The following is a 23,538-nucleotide window of genomic DNA, read 5'->3' as shown; positions in this document are numbered from 1 at the left end:
GCGAGGAGACGCAGACGGTATGGCGGTTCACAATTACGATGTGGTGGTGATCGGAACGGGCCCGGCCGGCGAGAGCGCGGCCATCAATGCGGCCAAGAACGATCAGCGCGTGGCGATCATCGAAAAGCAGCCCCGGGTCGGCGGCAACTGCACCCACTGGGGCACGATTCCTTCGAAAGCGCTGCGCCACCAGGTCAAGCAGATCATGGCGTTCAATACCAACCGCATGTTCCGCGATATCGGCGAGCCGCGCATGTTCTCCTATCCGCGCGTCATGGAGCGCTCCCGCGACACCATCGACCGCCAGGTCGAGATGCGCACTACCTTTTACGCGCGTAACCGCATCGATTTGATTCACGGCACCGCGCGCTTCAAGGACGAGCACACGCTGCTGGTGCGCGATCGTCAGGAGGGGGTCGAGGAGCTGGTGGCGAAGAAGTTCGTCATCGCCACCGGCTCGCGCCCCTACCGGCCCGGCGACATCGACTTTAGCCATCCGCGCATCTACTGCTCCGATACCATCCTTTCGATGGCGCATACGCCGCGCACCATGGTGATTTTCGGCGCCGGGGTCATCGGCTGCGAGTACGCCTCGATCTTCTCGGGGCTTGGCATCAAGGTCGATCTGATCAACAGCCGCGATAGCCTGCTCTCGTTTCTCGACGCCGAGATCAGCGACGCGCTCTCCTACCACCTGCGCAAGCACGGCGTGCTGATTCGTCACAACGAGGAGTACGACCGCGTCGAGCCGGACGAGTCCGGGGTGGTGGTCTACCTGAAATCCGGCAAGAAGATTCGTGCCGACGCGTTTTTGTGGGCCAATGGCCGTACCGGCAACACCGATAGCTTGGGCCTCGAGAACATCGGGCTGGTGCCCAACGGCCGCGGCCAGCTCAGCGTCGACGACCACTACCGTACCGAGCTTCCTCATATTCATGCGGCCGGGGATGTGATCGGCTGGCCGAGTCTGGCCAGCGCCGCCTACGATCAGGGCCTGAACTCGAGCAACGAGCTGCTCGACAAGGAGTACCGCTTCGTTACCGACATCCCGACCGGGATTTACACCATTCCCGAGATAAGCTCGTTTGGGCCCAACGAGCGCGAGCTCACCGAGGCGAAGGTGCCCTACGAGGTCGGCAAGGCGTTTTTCAAGGATACCGCCCGCGCGCAGATCACCGGCGACACCGTCGGCATGCTCAAGATCCTGTTTCACCAGGATACGCTGGAGATTCTCGGCATTCACTGCTTCGGCGACCAGGCCTCCGAGATCCTGCATATCGGCCAGGCGATCATGCAGCAGGAGGGCGATGCCAATACCTTGCGCTACTTCGTCAGCACTACCTTCAACTACCCGACCATGGCCGAGGCCTACCGCGTCGCGGCGCAGAACGGGCTGAATCGGGTTTTCTAACGCCACGCACCCAAAACGACAAAAGGGCCCCTCGGGCCCTTTTGTGTCTCTGCTTACTCGTCTTGGTCGTTTAGCAGCTCGCGGGCGCGCGCCTGCCAGGGGCCTTCCAGCGCCGCCGCCCGGGCAAACGCTTGCTGGGCGGCGTCAGCGTCGTCTTCATTTGCAAGCAAAAGCCCCAGGTTGAGCCAGGCGGCGCCGAGTTCCGGGTCGGCGTGGGTGGCGGCTTCGAAGGCATGGCGAGCGCTGGCAGGCTCGTTTTCGTCGAAAAAGGCGTTGCCGAGCGCAAACCAGGCAAGCCCGCTCTGGGGATAGCGCTCGACCAGCGCTTGCCAGCTGCTTAGCGCCGCGCCGGCACCGTTAAGCGCCTCAAAGGCGCTGATCGCATCCAGCGCGGCGCGCTTGGAGACATCGACCGGCAGCTCGCCTGGCGGCTTGACCACGAAGCCCCAACGCTCACTTCGCGCCCAGGTGGCGTCGAAGCGTCTGAAGGCGATCTCATGGCGCTCGATGTCGCCGCTTCGCAGAATCAGCTGTTCGTTAGCAAGGTCGAACCCGACGGCGACGGCGTAGTGCCACAGCGGGTAGATCGGCAGCGCCAGGTTCTGCATCACGACCACCGGCTCATCCGCTTCCAGGTGGTGTAATAGCGCATCCAGGGTCGGGCGTATCGGATAGGCGATCACGTCATGGCGGCGGGCCGTTGCGAGCATTTCCGGCTGAAGGCTGCCTTCTCGCGCGGGCAGGTAGACCTCGTGAATCAGCGTATCGAGGCCAGGCGTATGGCCCAGGTAACCAAGCACCATGGCCAGACTCGCCGGGCCGCACTGATACTCGGTCTGGGCAACGAAGGGTACATCGACCAGCTCGACCTGGGGCGTGATGCTTTGATAGGTGCTGTCGAGCAGTACCGGAGTGCGGGCGCAGCCGGCAAGCCACAGCGCGAGTACGAAAACGCCCGCAGTGCGGGCGTTGGCGAGAAGTCGAGGCATGGACGACCTAGCGAGTGAACGGATAAACGTCGGTCAAACCCAGGATGTCGGTGATCAGCAGAATGATGAACACGGCAAACAGGGTACCCACTACACCGCTGGCGCCGGCGGGCAGGTCGTCGAGGCGCTCGGCCATTTCGCGGGCCTCAGAGTCGCTGAGCGCCGCCACGCGGGCCTGCACGTCGACCGGGTCGACGCCCTGGCTGACCAGCGCCTCGCGCACGTCGGCACGGGCGAGCACGTCGTGGATGCGCTGGCGCTCAGCACCGGCCTTGTCGTTTGCGAGCACCGACTGCGTGGAGATCAGGGCGCGGTCGGAGGCATCGACGGAAGCCACCACCGGCAGGCTGGTGACGACCAGCGCCAGAATCAACAGAGCAGAAAGAGAGGCACGCAGGGTTTTCATCGTTTTTCGATCCTTGAACGGGGCGCTTGGCGCTTCTTGATAAGTCAGTTATCCCACGACCCGGTAGGTCCAGGGCGTTTCGGCGAGTATACCTTTCGCGCCGCCCATCGTCATCGCCAAATCGTGAAGCCCGGGCCAGAGCGGTACGCGAGAAGCGCCCTTGACTGCGAGATCCAGGCGCTGCGCCATCAGCAGCAGCTTATGAAGGCGCTTCATCGGCAGACGGTTGATCGCTTTCTGGTAGGCCGGGCGACGCTTGTCGAAGATCATCGGTTTCTGGCTTTTGCAGGCGTGCTCGAAGCTCTGGCCCTGATCGAGATGCTGGTGCAGCGAGAGCAGGGTGCGCAGCTCGCGGGTCAGCGCCCAGAGTACGATCGGCGCTTCCACGCCTTCGCTTTGAAGCCCGGCGACGATACGCGAGACGCGCTGCGGCTCGCCCTTCAAGCAGGCGTCGGCCAGATTGAAGACATCGAAGCGCGCGCTATCCTCGACGCCCACGGCAATGCTCTCGACGGTGAGCCGCGTATTGGGCGGGTGGATCAGCGCAAGCTTTTGAAGCTCCTGGTCTGCGGCGAGCAGATTGCCTTCGGTGCGCTCGCCGAGAAGCCGGGCGGCGTCGAGATCGATCTGCACGTTATAGAGCCCGGCGCGGTCGCGCAGCCAGTAGCCAAGGCGCGAGGCGTCCACCGGCCACACAGGTACGAACAGGCCGTGCTTATCGAGCGCCTTGAACCAGGCGCTCTTCTGCTGCTTGGCGTCGAGCTTACCCATGCTGATCAAGAGCACGTCGTCGCTTTGCTCCATCAGCTCGGCGTAGCGAGCGAGCGCTTTACTCCCCTCCTGGCCGAGCTTCTGGTTGCCCAAACGCAGCTCCAGCAGCTTGTTGCTGGCGAACAGCGACAGGTTACTGGCGGTTTCGAGAAGTCGCCCCCAGGCGAAGTTGGGTTCGACATCGAGCACTTCGCGCTCCTCGATACCGGCGCTGCGGGCCGCCTGGCGCACCGCGTCGCAGGCGTCGCGGTGCTGAAGCGGCTCGTCGCCGGCCACGATCACGACTCGGGGGAGCTTTTTGGCGAGCTGGGCGGGTAGCTGGTCGGCGAATACCTTCAAGAGGGTGCCTCGAGCGTCCCCAGCCGCTCGACGATGCGGCGCGCGAGCTGGCGGGCCAGCGTCAGGTTCGCTTCCTCGAGCAGCGCTTCGCGGTTGAGCAGATCGTCATCGTTGATACGAATGCGCGTGGAGGTCGACATCACTTCGTTGTTGAGCACATAGGCGTTGTCCTGGCGGCGCTGGACCGAAAGCGTTACCCGCATGGTCAGCTCGTGGTCGCGGTTGGCGCGGCCTTCGCTGCCAAGCGCCCGGTTCTCCACGGAAGGTGCGCCGAGGGTGACGCGCCAGGGCGCGTTTGCTGTGACCTCGGTGCCCTGGCGGGTGAGCACGCTTTCGAGTTCGCGGGTAAGCGGGGTCGACGTATCGCCCTCGAGCGAGAGCGGCGGTAGGGTCGGGAGTGAGTCCGCGCTGCGCAGCTGAAAGCCGCAGCCGACGAGCAGCGCCGCCGTGGCGGCGGCGCCTCCCAACGCGAGCAGGCGACGGCGTGAAAGAGCAGCCATTAGCCGCCCACCACGATATTGACCAGCTTGCCCGGCACCACGATCACCTTGCGCACGGTTTGACCCTCCAGATGACGCTGCACGTTGTCGTTGGCGATGGCGAGCTGCTCGACGGCGGCTTTATCGGCGCTGGCCGGCACCTCGATGCGCGCGCGCAGCTTGCCGTTGACCTGCACCACGAGCTCGAGGCTATCGCGGGTCAGCGCCGACTCGTCCACCGCCGGCCAGGTCGCCTCGATCGCCGGCTCCTGGTGGCCAAGCGCCTGCCACAGGGTGTGACAAAGGTGCGGCGTAATCGGCGCGAGAATCAGCACGCAGGCCTCGAGCGCCTCGCGCGCTACGGCCAGGCTCTGGCCGGAGGTCGCATCGAACTTGCCGATGGCGTTGGAAAGCTCCATCACCGCGGCGATGGCGGTATTGAAAGTGGTGCGACGGCCGATGTCGTCGCTCGCTTTCTTGATCGTCTCGTGGGTCTTGCGCCGCAGCGCTTTCTGATCATCATCAAGCGCGGCGGTGTCAATCGAGTCCGGCGTGCCGGCTTCCAGGTGCTCCTGGACCTGGCGCCACATCCGCTTCAAAAAGCGGTGCGCGCCTTCGACGCCGGAGTCTGACCACTCGAGCGACTGCTCCGGCGGGGCGGCGAACATCATGAACAGGCGCACGGTGTCGGCGCCGAAGCGGTCGATCATCGACTGCGGGTCGACCCCGTTGTTCTTGGACTTGGACATCTTCTCGATGCCGCCCATCTCGACAGGCTGGCCGTCGCTCATCAGCACCGCACTCACCGGGCGGCCCTTGTCGTCGCGGGTGACTTCCACGTCCGCCGGGTTGAACCACTGCTTGCCGCCGTTATCGAGCGTGCGGTAGTAGGTTTCGGCGATCACCATGCCCTGGGTGAGCAGTTGCTGGAACGGCTCGTCGCAGTCGACCAGGCCGAAATCGCGCATCAGCTTGTGGAAAAAGCGCGCGTAGAGCAGGTGCAGGATGGCGTGCTCGATGCCGCCGATATAGAGATCCACCGGCAGCCAGTAGTTGGCGCGCTCGTCGAGCATGGCATCGTGATTGTCGGCGCAGGCGAAGCGGGCAAAGTACCAGGAGGACTCCATGAAGGTGTCGAAGGTGTCGGTTTCCCGCGTCCAGCCGTCGCCCAGATCAAAAAATTCCGGCATCTTCTTGAGCGGCGAACCCGAGGCGTCGACGGTGACTTCCATGGGAAGCTTCACCGGCAGCTCGTCGTCAGACAGCGGCACGGTCTGGCCTTCGGGGCCGTACTTGACCGGAATCGGCGCGCCCCAGTAGCGCTGGCGGGCCACGCCCCAGTCGCGGATGCGGAAGTTGGTTTTCACCTCGCCGCGGCCGAGCTCCTTGAGTTTGCCGGCGATGGCGTCAAAGGCCGCCTCGAACCCCAGGCCGTCGAACTCGCCGGAGTTGATCAGCGTGCCGTGTTCGGTATAAGCGGCCTGGGAAAGATCCGGCGCTTCGCCGTTTTCCGCCGCGATGACCGGCTTGATCGCCACGCCGTACTTGGTAGCGAACTCCCAATCGCGCTGGTCGTGGGCGGGTACCGCCATGACAGCACCCGTGCCGAACTCCATGAGCACGAAGTTGGCAACGAACACCGGCACCGGCTCGCCGGTGATCGGGTGGATCGCGCTATGGCCGGTGGCCATGCCGAGCTTCTCCTTGGTCGCCATCTCGGCTTCGGAGGTGCCGCCTTTGGCGCACTCTTCGCAGAAGGCGGCAAGCTCGGGGTTGTGCTCGGCGGCGGCTTTGGCAAGCGGATGCCCGGCAGCCACGGCGACGTAGGTCACGCCCATCAGCGTGTCCGGGCGGGTGGTGTACACCGACAGCGGTTCGCACGTCTCACCGTTTTGGGCTTCGATGTCGAAGCTAAGCTCGACGCCTTTCGATTTGCCGATCCAGTTGCGCTGCATGGTCTTGACCTGCTCCGGCCACTCGACCTTATCCAGGTCCGCCAGCAGTTCGTCGGCGTAGTCGGTGATCTTCAGAAACCACAGCGGAATCTCCTTGCGCTCGACGAGCGCTCCGGAGCGCCAGCCGCGGCCTTCGATCACCTGCTCGTTGGCCAGCACCGTCTGATCCACCGGGTCCCAGTTGACCGTGGACATCTTCTTGTAGACCAGCCCCTTCTCGATCAGCTTGCCGAAGAACCACTGCTCCCAGCGGTAGTAGCTTGAATCGCAGGTGGCGAATTCGCGGCTCCAGTCGTAGGCGAAGCCCAACGCCTTCAGCTGGTTGCGCATGTAGTCGATGTTCTGGTAGGTCCACTCGCCCGGCGGCACCTGGTTCTGGATGGCGGCGTTCTCTGCCGGCATGCCGAAGGCGTCCCAGCCCATGGGCTGCATCACGTTCTTGCCCTGCATGCGGTGAAAACGCGAGACCACGTCACCGATGGTGTAGTTTCGCACGTGGCCCATGTGGAGCTTACCGCTGGGGTAGGGGAACATGGAGAGGCAGTAGAACTTTTCGCGATTGGCGTCTTCTACCGCTTTGAAGCACTGGTTCTTGTCCCAGTACTGCTGGGCGTCACGTTCGATCTCACGAGGGCTGTAGTGTGCATCCATCGGTTTTTTCAATGCCTTGGCGTAATTCGCCCCTGCGGGCGCGGTATGAATGAGAATGACGAGTGTCAGACAAGTAGATCCGATTGTATCCTATGCTGATAAAACCTTGAACGGTTAGCCGACGATAGCGGCCAGGCACTCAAGTACGGTATTGAAAGCGGTAGTGATAAAGGAGAGCACCCATGGAACGAGACAACGATCACCGTTTACGCGAAGGCTACGAGCGCTTGCTCGAGCGGATGAAGGAGGGCGCAAACGAGCTCACCTGGACCAATCTGCAGAAGGATCTCGACGACGCCGTGGCCTTCGAGGCCGAGTTCGAGGAGTACACCAAAGACGAGCTGGCGCTGCTGCGTGCCTGGGTCGAGCGCGATTTGAAGGACATGCGCACCTACATGGCCGATTCCGGCAAGCAGGTGGCGCAGTGGCTCGGCGTCGACATCGATACGCTGTCGCGGCGGGTAGCGGAGTCGCTGTTGTCGATTGCCGATCGCAGTGTGGTCGAGCGCGAGCGCTTCGAGGATGATCTGGAAGCCGCTCGGGCGGACTACTGCGAAGGCGAAATGGCCGCCCCCGGGCTCATGGCCTGCGTGCATTGCGATGCCCAGGTAATGCTCGAACGGGTGGCGCGCCTCGAGCCCTGCCACCAGTGCGGGCATCGCTACTTCTACCGCTTCCCGAGCCGGATCATCGAAACCTGAGTTACCCGCCGAGCGTGCCGATGACGGCGATCGTTGCTAGTGCGATCAGGCTCATTACAGCGGCGTAGGGCAGGTTGTCGCGCATCATCTGATAGCCGCTGATACCGTAGCGCCCTTGAAGCGACAGGTTGATGCCGGACAGCGGCCCGACGCTGGTACCCACCGCCCAGCCGCTGAGCGCCACGAAGGCGAACAGCGTCTGCTCGTGTGCGGCCAGATTGAGGATCGAGGCCAGAATCGAGATGCCGATGATCGGATGAAGCCCGGCCAGGGCGCTGATGAGAATGGCGGCGTAGCTCGCCATGGCTTGCAGGGTGCCGAAGCGCTCGAACAGCGTCCAGGACTCGCCCGCCGCGGCATTTACCAGCGTCGAAAGGCCGATGGTCAAAAGCCCGGCGGCGAGAAAGAGCGAAAGCTCGCCGCGCATCCCCGGCAAGCGGTTGAAGGTGTGCTGGCGAACGCGCTTGAGCGTGAACACCGCGCCATCGCGCAGGTTCGCTGCGACCGCTACCGCCGGAATCAGAAACGTGATGATGCTGACGATGGTCAGCTCCGGGGTGAGGCCGAAGTGAAACAGCATCACACCCAGCGCCATGGCTGCCGGCATGAACAGACTTTTAGGCGAGAGCGAGAAGCCGTCGACCTCCGCAAGATCGAAACGGCGGCTGAGCTCAAACGTGGTGAACGCGCCGGAGGCCAGCGCGATCGGCAGCCCGATCAGCGCAATCTGGCTGTACTGCACTTGCGGGGCCAGCGCGATCACTACCCCCATCGAGGCGAAAAACGGCGACCAGAACGCCGCGCTGGAAAGCCCGCGGTTGAGCGCCAGGAATTGCGGCGTAGTCAGCGGCGCGCGCCGCGCAATACGATCGCCCACCATGAAGACGGTAGAAACGTTGAGAATGGTGCCGAGAAAATGCACCCCCAGCCAGGTGCGCAAGATGCCGCCGCTGCCGGTCAGGCGCCGACCGGCGGTGGGCTTGTTGCCCTCGCGGCCGATCAGCGTGATGAAACTGACGCCTACCAGCATCGCCACCACGAACACGTTGCCTTCCAGACTATGGGCCCACTCGATGTTCGCGTCGAAGAACACGCGCGCCGCGATCAACATTAAAAGCCCGAGCGCGATCAGAACGCCGGCCTGCAGGCGCGAGCGCCCGGGAATGTCCTTCCACAAAAGCGCCACCGCCGCCCATAGCAGGTAGCTGACGGCTTGAGTCGAGCTGAAAAGTCCGGTAAAGCCGATGATTTGAACGATCAGCCCGGCCAGCGCCAGCGCCCCCGCCAGCCGCTGTCGCGCGTTGGTCCTGTCCATGCTCTCTCCTTCGATACGGTATTAGCAGGCTAATCGGATCCAAGGGTAAAGGCCAGCCTTGGGCCCTGGGGCGCGGGTGTAGGCCGGGCGGACAGGCTATGCTTCAAGGGGTGCATGTCGTCAATCGGGTTAACAGCGGAGGAGGCCAGCATGACGCTTTCAAACCGTGACCAGCGACGAATCGATCATGAGCGAAAGGCCCGCGATGTCTGGATTCCGTGGCAGGTGCTGGTGGTTTCCGGCACGCTGATGATCGCCTCGATGCTGGCCTTTATCGGCTATTCGCTGTGGCTTGGCCAGCCGCTGGGCGTCGCCGCCAGGAGCGTGAGCCTGCTGTCGGGGCTGGGGCTTGCGCTGCTGGTCTCGGGCATCTACCGGTATCGGCAGCGCTTGAACCGGCGTTGAGCGGGTTTTAGCGCTCAAGCGTTGGCGAGCGGTCAGTGTACGGTTTCCTTTCGCTCGTACAGCGGTGCATCGATCTGCCAACGCGTCTCGCCAAGCTCGACTTGCGGGTCCGGCGTTGAGAGCTTTGCGGCGCGTTCGGCCTGGCGCAGCACGCTCACGTGCAGGTAGCGGTTGTACATCGCCCACAGGTGAAAGGCTAAAAACGTCGCGATGAAACCCGCTACCAGCAGTTGCAGCATGGTCGCACTGTAGAGACGCTCGAGTAGCGCCTCCTCGACGGCGTAAAAATCGTAAAGCCTGGAAAGCACCAGCAGCCAGAGGCCGAGGGTCACCAGCGCCATGAGCGTGTCGCGCGTGCGGTACTGCCAGCACTTCTGGCACGGGTTATCGATGATCACGGGTGTCAGTTTGTTGCTCATTGAAGGCCTCTCCTCTGTCGGGGCTTTGCCAGGTGGCTAGCCGTCCCTTTTGGCGCCTCATCGCTTTGGGAAACGCGACGATGACGGTGACCAGGTTCAATATCCAGTACGCGAACGGGTACCAGATGCTCCAGTAGACGCATTTGAGAATGTCCCGGTCGTAGCGGCTATCGATGTAGAAACTCACGGAAAACTGGATGAAGCTTACGAGAATCAGGATGCTGCTGAAGTACGACAGCATCCCGGCAGAGAGCTGCCAGCCTTCCGGCGTCAGCGCTTTGGTGATCAACCAGCAAGCGACGAGCGCAAGCACCGAGTAGCACCAGACGACGCTGACGATGTACTCGAGCATCAGAATCCAGAAGCGGCGGTTTCGCCAGCGCATGGTCTGGCTGAAGTAGCGTAAGAACACCTCGCCGCCGCCCTGGGCCCAGCGCAGGCGCTGCTTGTAGAGCCCGCGCAGGGTTTCCGGCATCAAGACCCAGCACATGGCCCGCGGCTCGTAGCGTACCTGGCCGCCGTCGAGCTGCAGCCGCCAGCTGACGTCGATGTCCTCGGTGATCATGTCGGTACTCCAGCCGCCGATTTTATCCAGCGCCTGACGGCGAAAGGCGCAGATCACGCCAGAAATGGTGAACACCATGCCGTAGATACGCTGGGCGCGTTTGATCAGCCCGATGATCGCCGAGAACTCGCCGGTCTGGATCTTGCCGATCGCCGTCGAGCGGGTTCTCACCCGGGGGTTGCCGGTCACGCCGCTCACTCGTGGGCTTGCCACGAAGTGGCTGACCATGAAGCCTACGGCGTCGTAGTCGAGAATAGCGTCGCCATCGATACCCACGATGATCTCGCCGGTGGCGTGGGACAGCCCATTGTTCATGGCGCTGGCCTTGCCCTGGTTGGGTTGATCGAGCACCGTGAGCTTCGGGTAGCGCTCGGCCAACGCTTGTAGCCTTATCAGGGTGTCATCACGGCTGCCGTCGTTGATCGCCACCACGTCCATGTTGGGGTAGTTCTGCTTGAACAGGTGGCTGATGGTTTCATCCACGTTCAAACCTTCGTTGTAGCAGGGCAGCAGCACCGTGACCGGCGGTGCCGACGGGTCGTACTGAAACGGTGTGTGCGAGGGCTGCTTGCGCTCCCAGTGCAGGTAGAAATAGACGCCACCGCAGATCCAGATCGTGGCCATCACGCTTGGGTAGCCCAGCGTGAACGTGGCGAGAGTGTCGAGCAGGTTCATGGCAGGGCTCTAAAGCGTCGGCCGTTGGAAAAGACCGGCTTGATGATGCTGACGTCCGGGTGGTTCTGGAGGAAGTCGTCCGGATAGTAGCCGATATGGCGGATGCCTTCCTCGCGCAGCAGCCGAATCCAGCCGGCGATTTCCTCGCTTGGAATCGGCGTTTGCGTACGCCAATCCTGGGTTTGCAGCTCGAACACCAGCTGTTCGGCGCTGACCTCGGTAAGCGAGCGCCGGGCGAGCTCCCTGAGCCAGGCCTCGGGGTTTTCCGCCTCTTCCATGTAGGGCATGGCCATGACCGCCACATAGTCGTAGGCGCGGGCGAAGCCGTCCGCGCTTTGGGAGAACCAGGTCTCGCTTTCCGGCTCCATGATCGTCACCGCGTAGATGTTGCGCGAACTGGTGAAATCCTTGTTGTCCGACTGACGGTAGTAGTTGGCCGAGCGCAGAAGCTCCTGAGTGAAGTCAGCCAACGTCTGCTCCTTGAAAGCGGTCCAGCGCGAAAGCGCGGTATCTTGCTGCAGGGCGTCGATATCGGCGGGCAGGCCGGCGTTTGCATAGGCGCTGAGCGCTTCACTCCCCGCATCCTCGTGATCGGTCAGAAAAGCGTCGTCGTGGAACAGCACGCCGTCGAACTTGGTCAGGCGGCCGAGATCCTCATAGATCTCTTTGATGAGGCGGCGGTTGTCGGCGACGAACGGCGAAAGGCGCCGGTAGTGCTCCGGCGACTCGCCGCCGGTACGCTCGTTGACCACGTACGGGTAGCCGTCACCCAGATCGAAGGAGAGCACCGGCATCCAGGCGTACACCTTTACCCCGGCGCGTTTCTTGAGCTGCCAGGCCACGCGGTTGAAGAGATCCGCGCGCATCGGCAGGTGGCGGTTGGGGAAGTAGAGCGCGTTGGCGACGCCGTCGCCTTCCGGGTCAGCAAAGGCCTGAAGGTACACCGTGGTGATGCCGTAGCTATAGATGCGCTGAACCAGCCGGTCGAGATTCTGCTCCTGCTGCACCGGATCCGGGTCATACACGTAGTCGAGATCGACGTGAACGATGCGCAGCGCCTCGTTCTCCCACATCTTGTTGGCGAGGATTTCGCCGAGCGTCTCCAGGCTGGTCTCCTGGTCGATCAGGTAGCGGTGAATGCGCGCAAGCGAGTCGCCGGCGCGATTGGGCGCGCTCAAGAGGCTAAAGGTGTAGCGCATGCCCACCTCGGCGGCCATATCGAGGGTCGCCTGGCTGTAGGCGCCGTAGGGCCAGACCATCATGCGCGGCTCGCGCCCCAGGTGCTCCTCGAACTGCTCGCGGGTACGCGCCATGTCGTTACGGATGCGCGCGGTATAGGCGGCTTCGCTTTCGTAGCCGCTTTGCGGGCTCCAGATACTGGTCACCGCCGCGCCCTGCTCGTTGCCCTGAGGGTTGCCGAGCACGCCCTGATGAAGATCGAAGGTGTGCGAGGCGATTTCGACCAGCGGCGAGGCATCCATTTCGCGCACCTGAGCCCAGCTCAGAAAACGCTCGCGGGGAAGCGTGATGTTGCCGTAGGGCACCTGGCCGCCGGCGGGCACGTCGAGCCAGCTGCCGACCACCGCCTGCACGGCAGGAAAGTCATAGAGCTTCAAAAGTGGAAATACGATGTCGTAGAAGCTCCGGTAGCCGTCGTCGAAGGTCAGCAGCACCGCCTTGTCCGGCAGCGGCGCGCCGCCGCTGCGCGCCTCAATAATCTGCTGGAAGCTGACCGGGTGGTAGCCTTCGGCCTCGATCAGGTTGAAATGCTCGACGAGACGGTTACGGGTGATGGTCTGTGAATAGATCGGAAGGTCCGGTGTGACCTGGCGGTCGACCACGTCGTGATAGCTGATGACGACGAAGTCATCGACCACCCGCTCGGCGTGAACCTGGACGCTGAACATGAGGGCCGCCAGGGCGGTAACGAGCGTGCGCCAGTGCATTACAGAAATCTCCATATAAAGCCAGCGGTCAAGGTGTTGTCGTACTCCGCCTGACCGTCATAGACCGCGCGCTCGCGGGTGAAGCCGTACTCGAGGCTCAAGCTCGGGGCGAGCTCGAAACGGTGACCGTAGCCGATCGACCAGGTGTTTTCGTCGTCGAAGGTCTTTTGCCAGTAGCGGCCGGAACCCAGCATCAGTGTCTGGATGAAGCTCTTGCGATAGCCGAGCGGGATTTCGTAGTTCACCGACAGGGCGCCGGCCAGGCTCGCGTCGCGCTCCGGATTGAAGTAGCTCGCCTCGATCTGGTCGTTGAGCGAGGTGGCGGCCTGAATCTCGCCGTTTACCTGCCAGCGATCCAGGTGGTAGAGGGTTTCGTTCCAGTAGCCGTAGGCGGCGCGGCGCAGGTTGCCATCTTCAAAATCCATCGCTGAGACCCCGATTGCCCCGGCGCCGCGCTCGTCGCGGTAGAGCGCTACTTCGCCCCGGTAGCGGTCGGCGCTGACGCCGTCGTTGAGCGCGCGAAGCGGGGTGTCCTGGGTGTTGTACTCGGCGGCCACCGTTGCCGTCACGTGGTCGCTGGCGGCGTAGCGAAGCTCTGCCTGGGCGAGAAAACCGTCACCCAGCTGCGCCCGGTGGCCCGCCGAGAGCACCACCGTTGCCGGGTGCAGGTTGAGCTCGTAGCCGGCCACGGTGGTCCCGGTGCGCAGATCCTGGCCGTCGAACTCGCCGTACTGATTGGTTTGGGTGAGAAACGGGCGCGAGCCCTGGGCGTTGCGCGGGCCATCAAGGCGGACTTGGGAGCGCCACTCTCGCGATGCCTGAGTACTCACGCCTTCACCGCTGCTGCGAGTGAAGGTAGCGCTCAACTGCGGCGCGCGCGCCTCGCGCCACTCGCGGGCCAGCTCGTCGCGGGAGGCGCCGGGGCGCGCCTGGCGAATTTCCCGGGCGATCTCATCAACCGTGCCGGCCCACTGGCCACGTTGAAGCCGCGCGAGCAGCTCGCCGTGCTCGGCCTGGTGGCGCTGGTCCGGGGGCAACAGCGTTTCGGCTTGCTGATAGGAGGTTTCCGCCTGGCGCGGCAGGCCACGCGCGCGCTCGAGATCGCCTTTGGCAAGCCACAGGTAGGGCTCGCCGGGGGCCTGCTCCTGGTAGCTTGCCAGCCGCTCGGCGGCATCGTTCATCTGGCCCCGCCAGGCGGTCAGCAGCACCTCGAGCATCAGCGCCTTTTGATGATTGACGTTGGGAATCTGCGTGGTACGGGTGAAATCCAGCCGGTACTCGGGCTCCTGGCTGAGCCAGCGCTTGAGCAGACGGTCGGCCTCCTGAAAGCGCTGAGCGTCGGTATAGCTATAAAAGAGGCCTTCGTTGAGCGGGTCGCTTGGGTCGATGGCAAGCGCTGGCGAGCGCGCGATCAGCTCACTATAGAGCTGCGTCGCCTCACTGGGCCGGCCCAAACCGTTGAGCGCCAGTGCCCGGGCGCGCAGCACGTAGTCGGGCAGGGCGCCGTGCTGAAGTTCGAGACGCCTTGAAAGCGCCTCGGCTTCGCTGAATCGGCGAAGCTCAGCCAGCGCCACCACGCGGTCGTACTCCGCCAGCCGCTCGAGCTCGTCGGGAAGCTCGGGGTTTTGTAGAACGCTTTCGAGCTGGGCAAGGCCGCTTTCCGTGCGCGACGGCGTATCGGTATGAATACCGAGGCGAACGTCGGTGACCGCTTCATAATAGGCGAGCCACAGCCGGTCACTTGCGGTGAATACGTCCGGGTTCTGGCTCATCAGCGCGCGCGCGGCGCTACTCGCCCCGAGCCCCACGGCCAGCCGATAAACGGCCTGCAGCTCGCTTTCATTGGCCGGGTCGCGCTCGACCAGCGCCTGGCGTGCGGCGAGTTCCTGAGTGGCGTTTTGCGTGCGCGAGGCGAGATAGCCGCGCGCCTGAAGCCCTGCGGTCGTGGTGCCAGCGAGGCGCTCGTAGTTTTCCAGCGCGATCTCGGCCAGGGGGTAGCGCTGAAGATCGGTGTAGACCAGCGCCTGGCCCAGAAAGCCCTGGGCGTTTTGCGGCTGGCGCTGGGAAAGCGCGTGGTAGAAGGCGAGCGCCTGCTCGAACACCTCGATGCGCCGCGCCGCAGCGCCCAGGTTTTCAAGCTCATCAGGACGGTACTGCTCGAGCGCGCAGAAGCGACAAACCGCCAGCGCCTCGTCAAAGCGCTCGGCGCGCAGCAAAAGGGCGATCAGGTCTGCGCGTACCAGCGCGTCATTGGTTTGCGCGTACAGCGCCTGAAGCCCGCCAATCGACGCATCAAGGTCGCCGCTTCGGGCGTTAACGACTAATGCTTCGCGGGTGAGATCCGTCGTGCTTTGGCCATGGACGGCCCCTGCTATCAAGCCAGCAGCGAGACCAACGGGCCAAAATCGGCGAAAAGGGCTTTGCATGGTGTAAATCCTGCACAGAGCGAATCAAGCCACACTTATGTAATCAAGTGTAACTTTTAGTATATAGGAGTTTACTGAGCGTGAAATAAGGATAAAAACTGAACGGTGTCAGGGCCCGACAACTCCCCCCATTATTTTTTATAGTTCTATTTAATGGGGTTGGAGGTATTAAAATCGTCGTCACTCCAGGCGTGCCGGCGCTAGCATGTGCATTAAACAGCCTGAAGCGCTTCGATCATGGAGCGAGCGGCGTTGGAGAGGGTGCGGTTGGTATGGGTAAGGTACCCCAGCGGGCGTTCGAGTCGTGGCGTTTGGACGTTTAGTTCCACGAGGCTTTCATCGAGCATCCGCTCGGGCAGCACGCTCCATCCAAGCGCCACGCTACACATCATCTTGAGCGTTTCGAGATAGTTGGTCGCCATGCCCACCGAAAGGGTGAGGCCGGCATCAACGAAGCGCTTTTCGATCAGTGAATGGGTAAAAGTCTTGAGCCCTGGCATCACGCAAGTGAAGTCGCAAAGCGTTTCGAGCGCAATGGGAGACGTGGCTACCCGTAGCGGGTGGTCCGGCGCGCAGACGAAGCAGAGCCGGTCGCGCCATAGCTCGACGGTATCCAGCTGTAGAAGTGGCGTGGGCGCTAGCGTCACCACCGCGATTTCGAGCGTGCCGTCGAGCACGCCCTGGTAGGCAAGCTCCGAGTCGAGAAAGCGTAGATCCAGCGCCACGTCCGGGTGGCGTTCGGTGTAGCGTTTGAGTATAGGCGGCAGCCTATGAAGGCCAATATGGTGGCTCGTTCCCAGCGTCAGTTTGCCGCCAACGTGGCCGGAAAGGTTCGCCAGTGCCTGGCGGCTATCCTCGACCGCCTGCATGATGCGCTGCGCCCGCGGGCGCAGCAGATGTCCCGCCTCGGTGAGCGAAATACGCCGCCCGATGCGATCAAATAGGCGGGCGCCCACCTGCATCTCGAGCGCGGCGATGCGTTTGCTCACCGCCGGCTGAGTCAAGTGCAGCCGCTCGGCGGCGCGGGAAAAGCTCTGGGTGTCGGCGACCGCAATGAACGCCTGTAGGCTCTGCGTATCCATGAAGAGAGTCTCGTTTATATTCCATACTGGAATCCATTCCATGAATAACATGAATTGCTTTTATGTGCGAGGCGCGTGACACTGGCTTCAACAGTCGCCCATAGAGGCGGCAGGCAAAAAAGCCGGACCGAACCAGCAGGGCACTGCCCGGGAGAGCACCATGTCAGGTCAACACGCACCCACAGGTCAAACCCTGTACGACAAACTCTGGAACCAGCATCTGGTGAAGCAGCGCGACGACGGCACCGCGCTGATCTACATCGACCGCCAGCTGCTGCATGAAGTGACCTCGCCTCAGGCCTTTGAAGGCCTGCGCCTGGCCAAGCGTAAACCCTGGCGGTTGGATGCCAACCTCGCAACGCCGGATCACAACGTGCCGACCACGCTAAAGGAGCGCGCCGCCGGAAACAGCGGTATCGAGGACCCGGTCTCGTTGATTCAGGTGCAGACGCTCGACGACAACTGCGGCGAGTACGGCATCGAAGAGTTCAAGATCAACGACCCGCGCCAAGGCATCGTTCACGTGGTGGGCCCGGAGCAGGGCGCGACACTTCCCGGCATGACCGTGGTGTGCGGCGACTCCCATACCGCCACCCACGGCGCTTTCGCGGCACTTGCCCACGGCATCGGCACGTCGGAAGTCGAACACGTGCTGGCGACCCAGTGTTTGCTGGCGCAAAAGATGAAGAACATGCAGGTGCGCGTCGAGGGCACGCTTGGTCTCGGTGTCACCGCCAAGGACGTGGTGCTGGCGATCATCGGCGAGATCGGCACCGCCGGCGGTACCGGCTACGCCATCGAGTTCGCCGGCAGCGCTATCGCGTCGCTTTCGATGGAAGGGCGCATGACCGTGTGCAACATGGCGATCGAAGCCGGCGCCCGGGTGGGCCTGATAGGCGTCGACGACACCACCATCGAGTACCTCGCCAAGCGCCCCTTCGCGCCGACTGACGAGCAGTGGGAAGCCGCGGTCGCCGACTGGCGCGAGCTGGTCTCCGACGATGACGCTCATTTCGACAAGGTCGTCACGCTGAAAGCCGAAGAGATCGAACCCCAAGTGAGCTGGGGCACCAGCCCCGAAATGGTCACCGGCATTTCCGGCCAGGTGCCGGACCCGATGGCCGCTTCTGATGACACCGTCAAGCGCAGCCACACCCGGGCGCTGGAGTACATGGGCCTGCAGGCGAACCAGAAGATCACCGACATCAAGCTCGACAAGGTGTTCATCGGCTCCTGCACCAACTCGCGCATCGAGGATCTGCGCGAAGCCGCCAAAGTGGCCAAGGGCAACAAGGTGGCAGACTCGATCAAGCTCGCCATGGTGGTGCCGGGCTCGGGCCTGGTGAAACGCCAGGCGGAAGCCGAAGGGCTCGACAGGATCTTTATCGAGGCGGGCTTCGAGTGGCGCGAGCCGGGCTGCTCCATGTGCCTGGCGATGAACGCCGACAAGCTCGGCGCCGGTGAGCACTGCGCCTCGACGTCGAACCGCAACTTCGAAGGCCGCCAGGGCTACGGTGGGCGCACCCATCTGGTGAGCCCGGCCATGGCTGCCGCCGCCGCGATCGCCGGGCACTTCGTCGATGTCCGCACGCTGCCCGCCAACGACGCCACTCACGCCCAGGAGGCCTGACATGAAAAAGTTCGAACGCCTGGAAGGTCTGGTCGCGCCGCTGGATCGCGCCAACGTCGACACCGACCTGATCATCCCCAAGCAGTTTTTGAAATCGATCAAGCGCACCGGCTTCGGCGTCAATCTATTCGACGAGCTGCGCTATCTCGACGAGGGCCAGCCCGGCCAGGACTGCTCGAAGCGCCCGCTCAATGAAGGCTTCGTGCTCAATCAGCCGCGCTACCAGGGCGCCCAGGTGCTGCTCGCCCGGCGCAACTTCGGCTGCGGCAGCTCCCGCGAGCACGCCCCTTGGGCGCTGGAGGACTTCGGCTTTCGCGCGGTGATCGCGCCGAGCTTTGCCGATATCTTCTACAACAATGCGTTCAAGAACGGCATCCTGTTGATCACCCTGGCCGAAGAGCAGGTCGACCAGCTCTTTGCCGAGGTCGAGGCCAACGAGGGCTACCGGCTCGATATCGATCTGGAAAACCAGCGCGTCACCACCCCAAATGGCGATGTCTTTACTTTTGAAGTGGACGCGTTTCGCAAGCACTGCCTGCTCGAAGGGCTCGACGATATCGGCATTACGCTTCAGGACGAAGACGCCATCCGCGCCTTTGAAGAGAAGCACCGCCAGACGCGCCCGTGGCTTTTCCGCCAGAGCGCTTGACCTTCACCGACGCTTTTTTAAGGAATTCGCATGACCCGGAAAGTACTGCTTTTGCCCGGTGATGGCATCGGCCCGGAAATCGCCGCCCAGGCGGCGCGCCTGCTCGAGGCCTGCCAAAAAGCGGGGCTCGATATCGAGGTGGAAGAGGCGCTGGTCGGCGGCTCGGCTTATGACGCGTTTGGCGAGCCGCTGCCCGCCGAGACGCTGGAAAAAGCCAGGGCGGCCGATGCCATTCTGCTCGGCGCCGTCGGCGGGCCGAAGTGGGACAAGCTCGAGGATCTCTCCAAACGTCCGGAGAAGGGCCTGCTGGGCCTGCGCAAGAATCTGGGGCTTTTCGGCAACCTGCGCCCGGCGCTTTTGTACCCGCAGCTAGCGAGCGCCTCGAGTCTGAAGCCGGAGCTGGTCTCCGGGCTCGATATCATGATCGTGCGCGAACTCACCGGCGGTATCTATTTTGGCCAGCCCCGCGGCATCGAGGAGCGCGGCGGTGAGCGGGTGGGCTTCAATACCTACGTCTATTCCGAGTCCGAGATCGAGCGCATCGGCCGGGTCGCCTTCGAGATGGCGCAAAAGCGTGGCAAGAAACTATGCTCCGTGGACAAGGCCAACGTGCTCGAGGTCACCATTCTGTGGCGCGAAGTGATGGAGCGCCTGGCGCCGGAGTATCCGGACGTCGAGCTCTCCCACATGTACGTCGATAACGCCGCCATGCAGCTCGTTCGCGCGCCCAAGCAGTTCGACGTGGTGGTTACCGGTAACATGTTCGGCGACATTCTCTCGGACGCTGCCGCCATGCTCACCGGCTCTATCGGCATGCTGCCGTCGGCCTCACTCAACGAGACGGGGCAGGGCATGTTCGAGCCTTGCCACGGCAGTGCCCCGGACATCGCAGGCCAAAACCTGGCCAACCCGCTGGCGATGATGCTCTCGGTGGCAATGATGCTGCGCTACTCCCTCGACGAGCCGGCCTTCGCCGAGCGTATCGAAGCCGCCGTGGGCGACGTGCTCGACCAGGGGCTTCGCACCGCGGACATCGCTCAGGAAGGCGAAAAGCGAAGCTCTACCGTCGAAATGGGCGACGCCGTGCTCGAGGCGTTTGCTCGGCTCGGCTGAGGCCCTTGCGACAAGAGGCGTTCACCGCTCGATCGGCCGCTGTCAGCAGCGGCCGATCTCTTTTGTTATAGTGAAGGCTTTGCAGAGTGATCCTGTTTTCAGATTCTCATCCATTGGAGGACGTTACATGTTGAAGGTCGGATTCGTAGGATGGCGCGGCATGGTCGGGTCGGTTCTGATGAACCGTATGCAGCAAGAGGGTGATTTCAACGGCATCGAGCCGGTGTTCTTCACCACCTCCCAGGTGGGCCAGCCTGGACCCGATATCGGTGTGGACGTACCCAAACTCAAGGATGCTTTTGACCTCGACGCGCTCAAGGCGCTGGATGTGATCGTCACCTGCCAGGGCGGCGACTACACCAAAAAGGTATACAAGGATCTGCGCCAGGGCGGCTGGAACGGCTACTGGATCGACGCGGCGAGCACCCTACGGATGGAAGACGAAGCGACCATCGTGCTCGACCCGGTCAACCGCCACGTGATCGACCAGCAGCTGGCGAAAGGTGCCAGGACCTTTGTCGGCGGCAACTGCACCGTGAGCCTGATGTTGATGGGCCTGGGGGGGCTGTTCGAGGCCAACATGATCGAGTGGATGACCTCGATGACCTACCAGGCCGCCTCCGGCTCCGGCGCCAAGCACATGCGCGAGCTTCTCAATCAGATGGGCGATCTGCGCGACAGCGTAGCCACGGACCTTTCTGACCCGGCCAGCGCCATTCTCGAGATCGACCGTCAGGTCACTGCCAAAATGCGCGGTGGCGACTTCCCGGTCGAGAACTTTACCGCCCCCTTGGCCGGTAGCCTGATTCCCTGGATCGACAGCAAGCTCGAAAGCGGCCAAAGCCGCGAGGAGTGGAAAGGCTTCGTCGAAACCAACAAGATCCTCGGCCTTGGCGACAACCCGATCCCGATCGACGGTCTGTGCGTGCGTATCGGCGCGATGCGCTCACACAGCCAGGCGTTCACCATCAAGCTCAAACAGGACGTACCGCTCGACGAGATCGAAGACCGCATCAAGAGCCACAACGACTGGGTCAAGCTGATCCCCAACGACAAGGAAGCGACCATTGCCGGGCTTACGCCAGCGGCGGCGACCGGCACGCTGGACGTACCGGTCGGCCGTCTGCGCAAGCTCAACATGGGCGGCGAGTATCTTTCTGCCTTCAGCGTCGGCGATCAGCTCCTGTGGGGCGCGGCGGAGCCGCTCAAGCGGATGCTCAAGATTCTGCGCGAGCAGTAAGTCCGCGATCGAACCACGCGCTATTGTTCAAGCGCGATCGTTGGAAAAAGGGAGGCCCCAGGGGCTTCCCTTTTTATTTGCCATGAGGATTAACCGCTACACTCGCGTAGGAAGGACGTACCAAACCGGGTATGGTAATAAAGAGTGACAGCGCCGCGACGCTTGGGCATTCGGCTAATCGATTAACGGCAATCGCGATCAGGGGCCTTGATGAAAAATACGCTCGCCAGGGGTGCCTGGCTCGTTCTCTCAACGCTTAGCCCGGCGGCGCTGGCCGTGGGGCTGGGTCAAGCCAGCGCGCTTTCGCCGCTGCAGGCGCCGCTGGATGCCCGGATCGAACTGGTCCAGGCCGATGGCGTGCCGGTCGAGCAGATCAGCGCCGCGGTAGCCGAGCCCTCCGCGTTTACCGCGGCGGGGCTTACGTGGTCGCCGCTGTTGGCCGGCGTCGCGGTGACGCCGGTGCGCCAGAACGGGCGCAGCTACCTGCGCCTCGAGAGTCCGCGCGTTATTGATACACCCTGGCTCGACGTGCTGGTCACCCTCGATACCCCCACGGGGCGCCAGACCCGGGCAGTCACGTTGCTGTTCGATCCGGTCGACTACCTGCCCGGCGCTGAAGCCTCAACGCTGGCGCAGACTCCCAGCGCTATTTCCTCCTCGAGCTCGCCTTTGCCCTCGGCCGCCGCGCCTGCGCCAGTGGCTGCCAGCGCGCCAGTGCCGCCGAGCGCCACCCACGCAACGGTTGCCAGGGGCGATACGCTCTGGGATATCGCGCTGCGCACCCGCGCACCGGGTGTCGACGTACAGCAGATGATCATCGCGCTGGCCGACGCCAACCCGGAGGCGTTTGCCGACGGCAATATCGATAGCCTGCGCGTGGGCCAGCGCCTGCGCCTGCCCGAGCGAGACGAGGCGCTCAGCCTCAGCCCGCAGCAGGCCGCCCAGGCGGTCAACGCGCGAAGCGGAGCGGGGGCTTCCGGCACCGATCAAATGACCGCGGTGGCAAGCGCTACCCAGCCGTCACCCGGCGCGCAGCCAGCGCTTGAAAGCGACACCGCACTCGTCGGTAGCGAGGCGGATGAAGGGCAGGGAGCAGTGGGCGAAGGCGAAAGCGCACTGCCGACAGGCCCAGGCATCCGCGAGGCGCTGGCCGCGATCGACGACCTTCCCCGACAGGCGCCGACGACATTGAGCCTCGCGCCCGAAAGCATCGAGGCGGCGCTGGCGGTCAGCGGCGAGCCGATTCCCGATGGCCGTGCCTGGGCCAACAGTCCGCTGGCAACCGACGTGCTGGGCCAGGTGCTGGCCTCGCTTTCACCCTTCGCCACGGTCGAGGCCGCACCGACGGAAAGCCAATACCAGGCGCTTCTGGAGGAGCAGGACCGCCAGGCCGCGCAGATCGTCGCGCTCGAGCGCCAGGTCGCCGAGCTGCGCCAAACGCTGGGCGAGGTCCAGTCGCTGGCCGCCCAGCCCCAGGCGTTGGCGCGGCCGGAAGCGGCGCCGACATCGGCAAGCACCAGCGGCTTTATGGATACCCTGCGCCAGCACTGGGTCTGGCCGGTGGGGCTGGGCCTTGCGCTGTTGCTGGCGGCGATGGTGATTAGCCGCCGCCGCCGCGAGCGCCAGTGGGAGCCCGCGCCGGCGGCGGCCGCTGTGCCCCCGGAGCGGGCTCCGAGCCCGCCCAAACCCGCACCCACACCTGCCGCTGCGGCCAAACCGACCGTGGCGCCGACCCCGGCCCAGGAGCCGGTCAGTCAGAAGGCAGCAAGCCACGATAAGGTGCGTCAGGAAACAGCCAGTCAGGCGCCCGCCGCCTTAACCGCCATCGCCTTCGATGAACGCGCAGAATTCCCCCCGCGGCCACCGCTTGCGCCTGAAGCGCCCGCGGACGAAACCCTGGGCCAGGAAAACGCCGCGACGCCTTCGATGAGCGAGATGCCGGACGCCACTGAACCTAACCCCGAGCCTGCCACTGAGCAGTCGCCGATGCCGGAAAGCCCCGCGCCTCAAACCCTGGCGCTCGAGCGCCGGGCGCTGAGCGGCCACGGTCGCATACCTCAGCGGCCGAGCCAGTGGCTCGACGAAGACGAAACCGAGCGCCACGCGCCGCAAGAGCCCGAAACGCCGGCCCAGGAGCCGTTCGAGCCCGCCGAGGAGGCGCTGGCGCTGACGCCGAAACGATCCGCCCGACCGCTCAATCATACGATCGACTACCGGCCGGAAAGCCTCGATATCAAACCCAGGGCTACTGAGCCTGCGCCAGTGGCCGACCGGGCGCCGGCGGAGCCGGAGTGGGAGATCGAGGAGGTAGCATTTAAGCCGCGAGGCCGGGATAATAACTGACTCTTTTTTTCCCAACTTCTGCGAGACG

19 protein-coding genes are annotated in these 23,538 nt (G+C 63.6%); 8 read left to right on the top strand and 11 right to left on the bottom strand.

Annotated features, from left to right (window positions below; genetic code table 11):
* The first annotated feature begins 19 nt into the window (after positions 1 to 19).
* Positions 20 to 1,411 (top strand): Si-specific NAD(P)(+) transhydrogenase, encoded by a 1,392-nt coding sequence (gene sthA / locus ACGK9R_RS09935; RefSeq protein WP_394580738.1) that lies wholly within the window; start codon positions 20 to 22, stop codon positions 1,409 to 1,411.
* 53 nt (positions 1,412 to 1,464) lie between these two features.
* Here the strand turns inward: sthA and ACGK9R_RS09930 are convergent, their stop codons facing one another.
* Genes ACGK9R_RS09930 through leuS form a run of 5 tightly spaced genes read right to left on the bottom strand, consistent with a single transcriptional unit; the run spans position 1,465 to position 7,001 of the window.
* Positions 1,465 to 2,400, bottom strand: a complete 936-nt coding sequence (locus ACGK9R_RS09930) for a PA2778 family cysteine peptidase (RefSeq protein WP_394580736.1) — start codon at positions 2,398 to 2,400, stop codon at positions 1,465 to 1,467.
* A gap of 7 nt (positions 2,401 to 2,407) precedes the next feature.
* A complete protein-coding gene (locus ACGK9R_RS09925; protein ID WP_394580734.1) occupies positions 2,408 to 2,806 on the bottom strand; it encodes a PA2779 family protein in 399 nt (132 codons plus the stop codon).
* 48 nt (positions 2,807 to 2,854) lie between these two features.
* A complete protein-coding gene (holA, locus tag ACGK9R_RS09920) occupies positions 2,855 to 3,916 on the bottom strand; it encodes a DNA polymerase III subunit delta (protein WP_394580733.1) in 1,062 nt (353 codons plus the stop codon).
* Complete coding sequence (lptE, locus tag ACGK9R_RS09915) at positions 3,913 to 4,416, bottom strand: LPS assembly lipoprotein LptE (protein ID WP_394580731.1); 504 nt, start codon at positions 4,414 to 4,416, stop codon at positions 3,913 to 3,915. The genes holA and lptE overlap by 4 nt, the downstream gene beginning before the upstream one ends.
* The gene (leuS, locus tag ACGK9R_RS09910; RefSeq protein WP_394580729.1) at positions 4,416 to 7,001 is read right to left on the bottom strand and encodes a leucine--tRNA ligase; all 2,586 of its coding nucleotides are present in this window, start codon (positions 6,999 to 7,001) and stop codon (positions 4,416 to 4,418) included. Before leuS ends, lptE begins: the two co-directional genes overlap by 1 nt.
* Before the next feature lie 182 nt (positions 7,002 to 7,183).
* Between leuS and ACGK9R_RS09905 the strand changes: the two genes are divergently transcribed.
* A complete protein-coding gene (locus ACGK9R_RS09905) occupies positions 7,184 to 7,702 on the top strand; it encodes a zinc ribbon-containing protein (RefSeq protein WP_394580727.1) in 519 nt (172 codons plus the stop codon).
* A gap of 1 nt (position 7,703) precedes the next feature.
* Here the strand turns inward: ACGK9R_RS09905 and ACGK9R_RS09900 are convergent, their stop codons facing one another.
* Positions 7,704 to 9,017 carry a hypothetical protein gene (locus ACGK9R_RS09900; RefSeq protein ID WP_394580725.1) on the bottom strand — a complete coding sequence of 438 codons (1,314 nt, stop codon included), beginning with the start codon at positions 9,015 to 9,017 and terminating at the stop codon, positions 7,704 to 7,706.
* 150 nt (positions 9,018 to 9,167) lie between these two features.
* Here ACGK9R_RS09900 and ACGK9R_RS09895 point away from each other — a divergent pair, with 150 nt between their 5' ends.
* Positions 9,168 to 9,422, top strand: coding sequence for a hypothetical protein (locus ACGK9R_RS09895; RefSeq protein WP_394580723.1), 255 nt, complete (start codon positions 9,168 to 9,170; stop codon positions 9,420 to 9,422).
* Between the two features lie 32 nt (positions 9,423 to 9,454).
* On the opposite strand, the gene ACGK9R_RS09890 is transcribed toward ACGK9R_RS09895, so the two are convergent.
* The 5 genes from ACGK9R_RS09890 to ACGK9R_RS09870 form a co-directional block, all read right to left on the bottom strand.
* A complete protein-coding gene (locus tag ACGK9R_RS09890; RefSeq protein ID WP_394580721.1) occupies positions 9,455 to 9,841 on the bottom strand; it encodes a hypothetical protein in 387 nt (128 codons plus the stop codon).
* Complete coding sequence (gene pgaC / locus ACGK9R_RS09885; protein WP_394580719.1) at positions 9,807 to 11,081, bottom strand: poly-beta-1,6-N-acetyl-D-glucosamine synthase; 1,275 nt, start codon at positions 11,079 to 11,081, stop codon at positions 9,807 to 9,809. Before pgaC ends, ACGK9R_RS09890 begins: the two co-directional genes overlap by 35 nt.
* Complete coding sequence (gene pgaB, locus ACGK9R_RS09880; protein ID WP_394580718.1) at positions 11,078 to 13,027, bottom strand: poly-beta-1,6-N-acetyl-D-glucosamine N-deacetylase PgaB; 1,950 nt, start codon at positions 13,025 to 13,027, stop codon at positions 11,078 to 11,080. The genes pgaC and pgaB overlap by 4 nt, the downstream gene beginning before the upstream one ends.
* Complete coding sequence (gene pgaA, locus ACGK9R_RS09875) at positions 13,027 to 15,453, bottom strand: poly-beta-1,6 N-acetyl-D-glucosamine export porin PgaA (protein WP_394580716.1); 2,427 nt, start codon at positions 15,451 to 15,453, stop codon at positions 13,027 to 13,029. Before pgaA ends, pgaB begins: the two co-directional genes overlap by 1 nt.
* Before the next feature lie 212 nt (positions 15,454 to 15,665).
* Positions 15,666 to 16,535, bottom strand: a complete 870-nt coding sequence (locus tag ACGK9R_RS09870) for a LysR family transcriptional regulator (RefSeq protein WP_394580714.1) — start codon at positions 16,533 to 16,535, stop codon at positions 15,666 to 15,668.
* A gap of 160 nt (positions 16,536 to 16,695) precedes the next feature.
* Between ACGK9R_RS09870 and leuC the strand changes: the two genes are divergently transcribed.
* The 5 genes from leuC to ACGK9R_RS09845 all read left to right on the top strand — a co-directional run bounded on the left by leuC (position 16,696) and on the right by ACGK9R_RS09845 (position 23,510).
* On the top strand, positions 16,696 to 18,165 hold the full coding sequence (leuC, locus tag ACGK9R_RS09865; RefSeq protein WP_394580712.1) for a 3-isopropylmalate dehydratase large subunit: 1,470 nt from the start codon (positions 16,696 to 16,698) through the stop codon (positions 18,163 to 18,165).
* Between the two features lies 1 nt (position 18,166).
* Entirely contained in the window at positions 18,167 to 18,814 is a 648-nt protein-coding gene (leuD, locus tag ACGK9R_RS09860) for a 3-isopropylmalate dehydratase small subunit (protein WP_394580710.1), read from the top strand.
* 30 nt (positions 18,815 to 18,844) lie between these two features.
* Positions 18,845 to 19,927: a 3-isopropylmalate dehydrogenase gene (gene leuB, locus ACGK9R_RS09855; RefSeq protein ID WP_394580708.1), complete on the top strand. Its 1,083-nt coding sequence runs from the start codon at positions 18,845 to 18,847 to the stop codon at positions 19,925 to 19,927.
* Between the two features lie 127 nt (positions 19,928 to 20,054).
* On the top strand, positions 20,055 to 21,167 hold the full coding sequence (gene asd / locus ACGK9R_RS09850) for an aspartate-semialdehyde dehydrogenase (RefSeq protein WP_394580706.1): 1,113 nt from the start codon (positions 20,055 to 20,057) through the stop codon (positions 21,165 to 21,167).
* Between the two features lie 210 nt (positions 21,168 to 21,377).
* Positions 21,378 to 23,510 carry a FimV/HubP family polar landmark protein gene (locus ACGK9R_RS09845; protein WP_394580704.1) on the top strand — a complete coding sequence of 711 codons (2,133 nt, stop codon included), beginning with the start codon at positions 21,378 to 21,380 and terminating at the stop codon, positions 23,508 to 23,510.
* Positions 23,511 to 23,538 lie beyond the last annotated feature (28 nt).

It is taken from the genome of Halomonas sp. HNIBRBA4712 (assembly GCF_043558675.1).
Lineage (GTDB): Bacteria > Pseudomonadota > Gammaproteobacteria > Pseudomonadales > Halomonadaceae > Vreelandella.
Note: the sequence above shows the minus strand (reverse complement) of the source record. Positions and strands in the feature narration are given on the sequence as shown.

Bases quoted from the DNA above. Each gene is read 5' to 3' on its own strand.
- ACGK9R_RS09895 (WP_394580723.1), top strand. From the start codon at position 9,168: ATGACGCTTTCAAACCGTGACCAGCGACGAATCGATCATGAGCGAAAG.
- pgaC (WP_394580719.1), bottom strand. From the start codon at position 11,081: ATGAACCTGCTCGACACTCTCGCCACGTTCACGCTGGGCTACCCAAGC.
- ACGK9R_RS09890 (WP_394580721.1), bottom strand. From the start codon at position 9,841: ATGAGCAACAAACTGACACCCGTGATCATCGATAACCCGTGCCAGAAG.
- leuS (WP_394580729.1), bottom strand. From the start codon at position 7,001: ATGGATGCACACTACAGCCCTCGTGAGATCGAACGTGACGCCCAGCAG.
- pgaA (WP_394580716.1), bottom strand. From the start codon at position 15,453: ATGCAAAGCCCTTTTCGCCGATTTTGGCCCGTTGGTCTCGCTGCTGGC.
- ACGK9R_RS09900 (WP_394580725.1), bottom strand. From the start codon at position 9,017: ATGGACAGGACCAACGCGCGACAGCGGCTGGCGGGGGCGCTGGCGCTG.
- lptE (WP_394580731.1), bottom strand. From the start codon at position 4,416: ATGGCTGCTCTTTCACGCCGTCGCCTGCTCGCGTTGGGAGGCGCCGCC.
- ACGK9R_RS09870 (WP_394580714.1), bottom strand. From the start codon at position 16,535: ATGGATACGCAGAGCCTACAGGCGTTCATTGCGGTCGCCGACACCCAG.
- asd (WP_394580706.1), top strand. From the start codon at position 20,055: ATGTTGAAGGTCGGATTCGTAGGATGGCGCGGCATGGTCGGGTCGGTT.
- leuC (WP_394580712.1), top strand. From the start codon at position 16,696: ATGTCAGGTCAACACGCACCCACAGGTCAAACCCTGTACGACAAACTC.
- leuD (WP_394580710.1), top strand. From the start codon at position 18,167: ATGAAAAAGTTCGAACGCCTGGAAGGTCTGGTCGCGCCGCTGGATCGC.
- sthA (WP_394580738.1), top strand. From the start codon at position 20: ATGGCGGTTCACAATTACGATGTGGTGGTGATCGGAACGGGCCCGGCC.
- leuB (WP_394580708.1), top strand. From the start codon at position 18,845: ATGACCCGGAAAGTACTGCTTTTGCCCGGTGATGGCATCGGCCCGGAA.
- pgaB (WP_394580718.1), bottom strand. From the start codon at position 13,027: ATGCACTGGCGCACGCTCGTTACCGCCCTGGCGGCCCTCATGTTCAGC.
- ACGK9R_RS09925 (WP_394580734.1), bottom strand. From the start codon at position 2,806: ATGAAAACCCTGCGTGCCTCTCTTTCTGCTCTGTTGATTCTGGCGCTG.
- ACGK9R_RS09845 (WP_394580704.1), top strand. From the start codon at position 21,378: ATGAAAAATACGCTCGCCAGGGGTGCCTGGCTCGTTCTCTCAACGCTT.
- ACGK9R_RS09905 (WP_394580727.1), top strand. From the start codon at position 7,184: ATGGAACGAGACAACGATCACCGTTTACGCGAAGGCTACGAGCGCTTG.
- ACGK9R_RS09930 (WP_394580736.1), bottom strand. From the start codon at position 2,400: ATGCCTCGACTTCTCGCCAACGCCCGCACTGCGGGCGTTTTCGTACTC.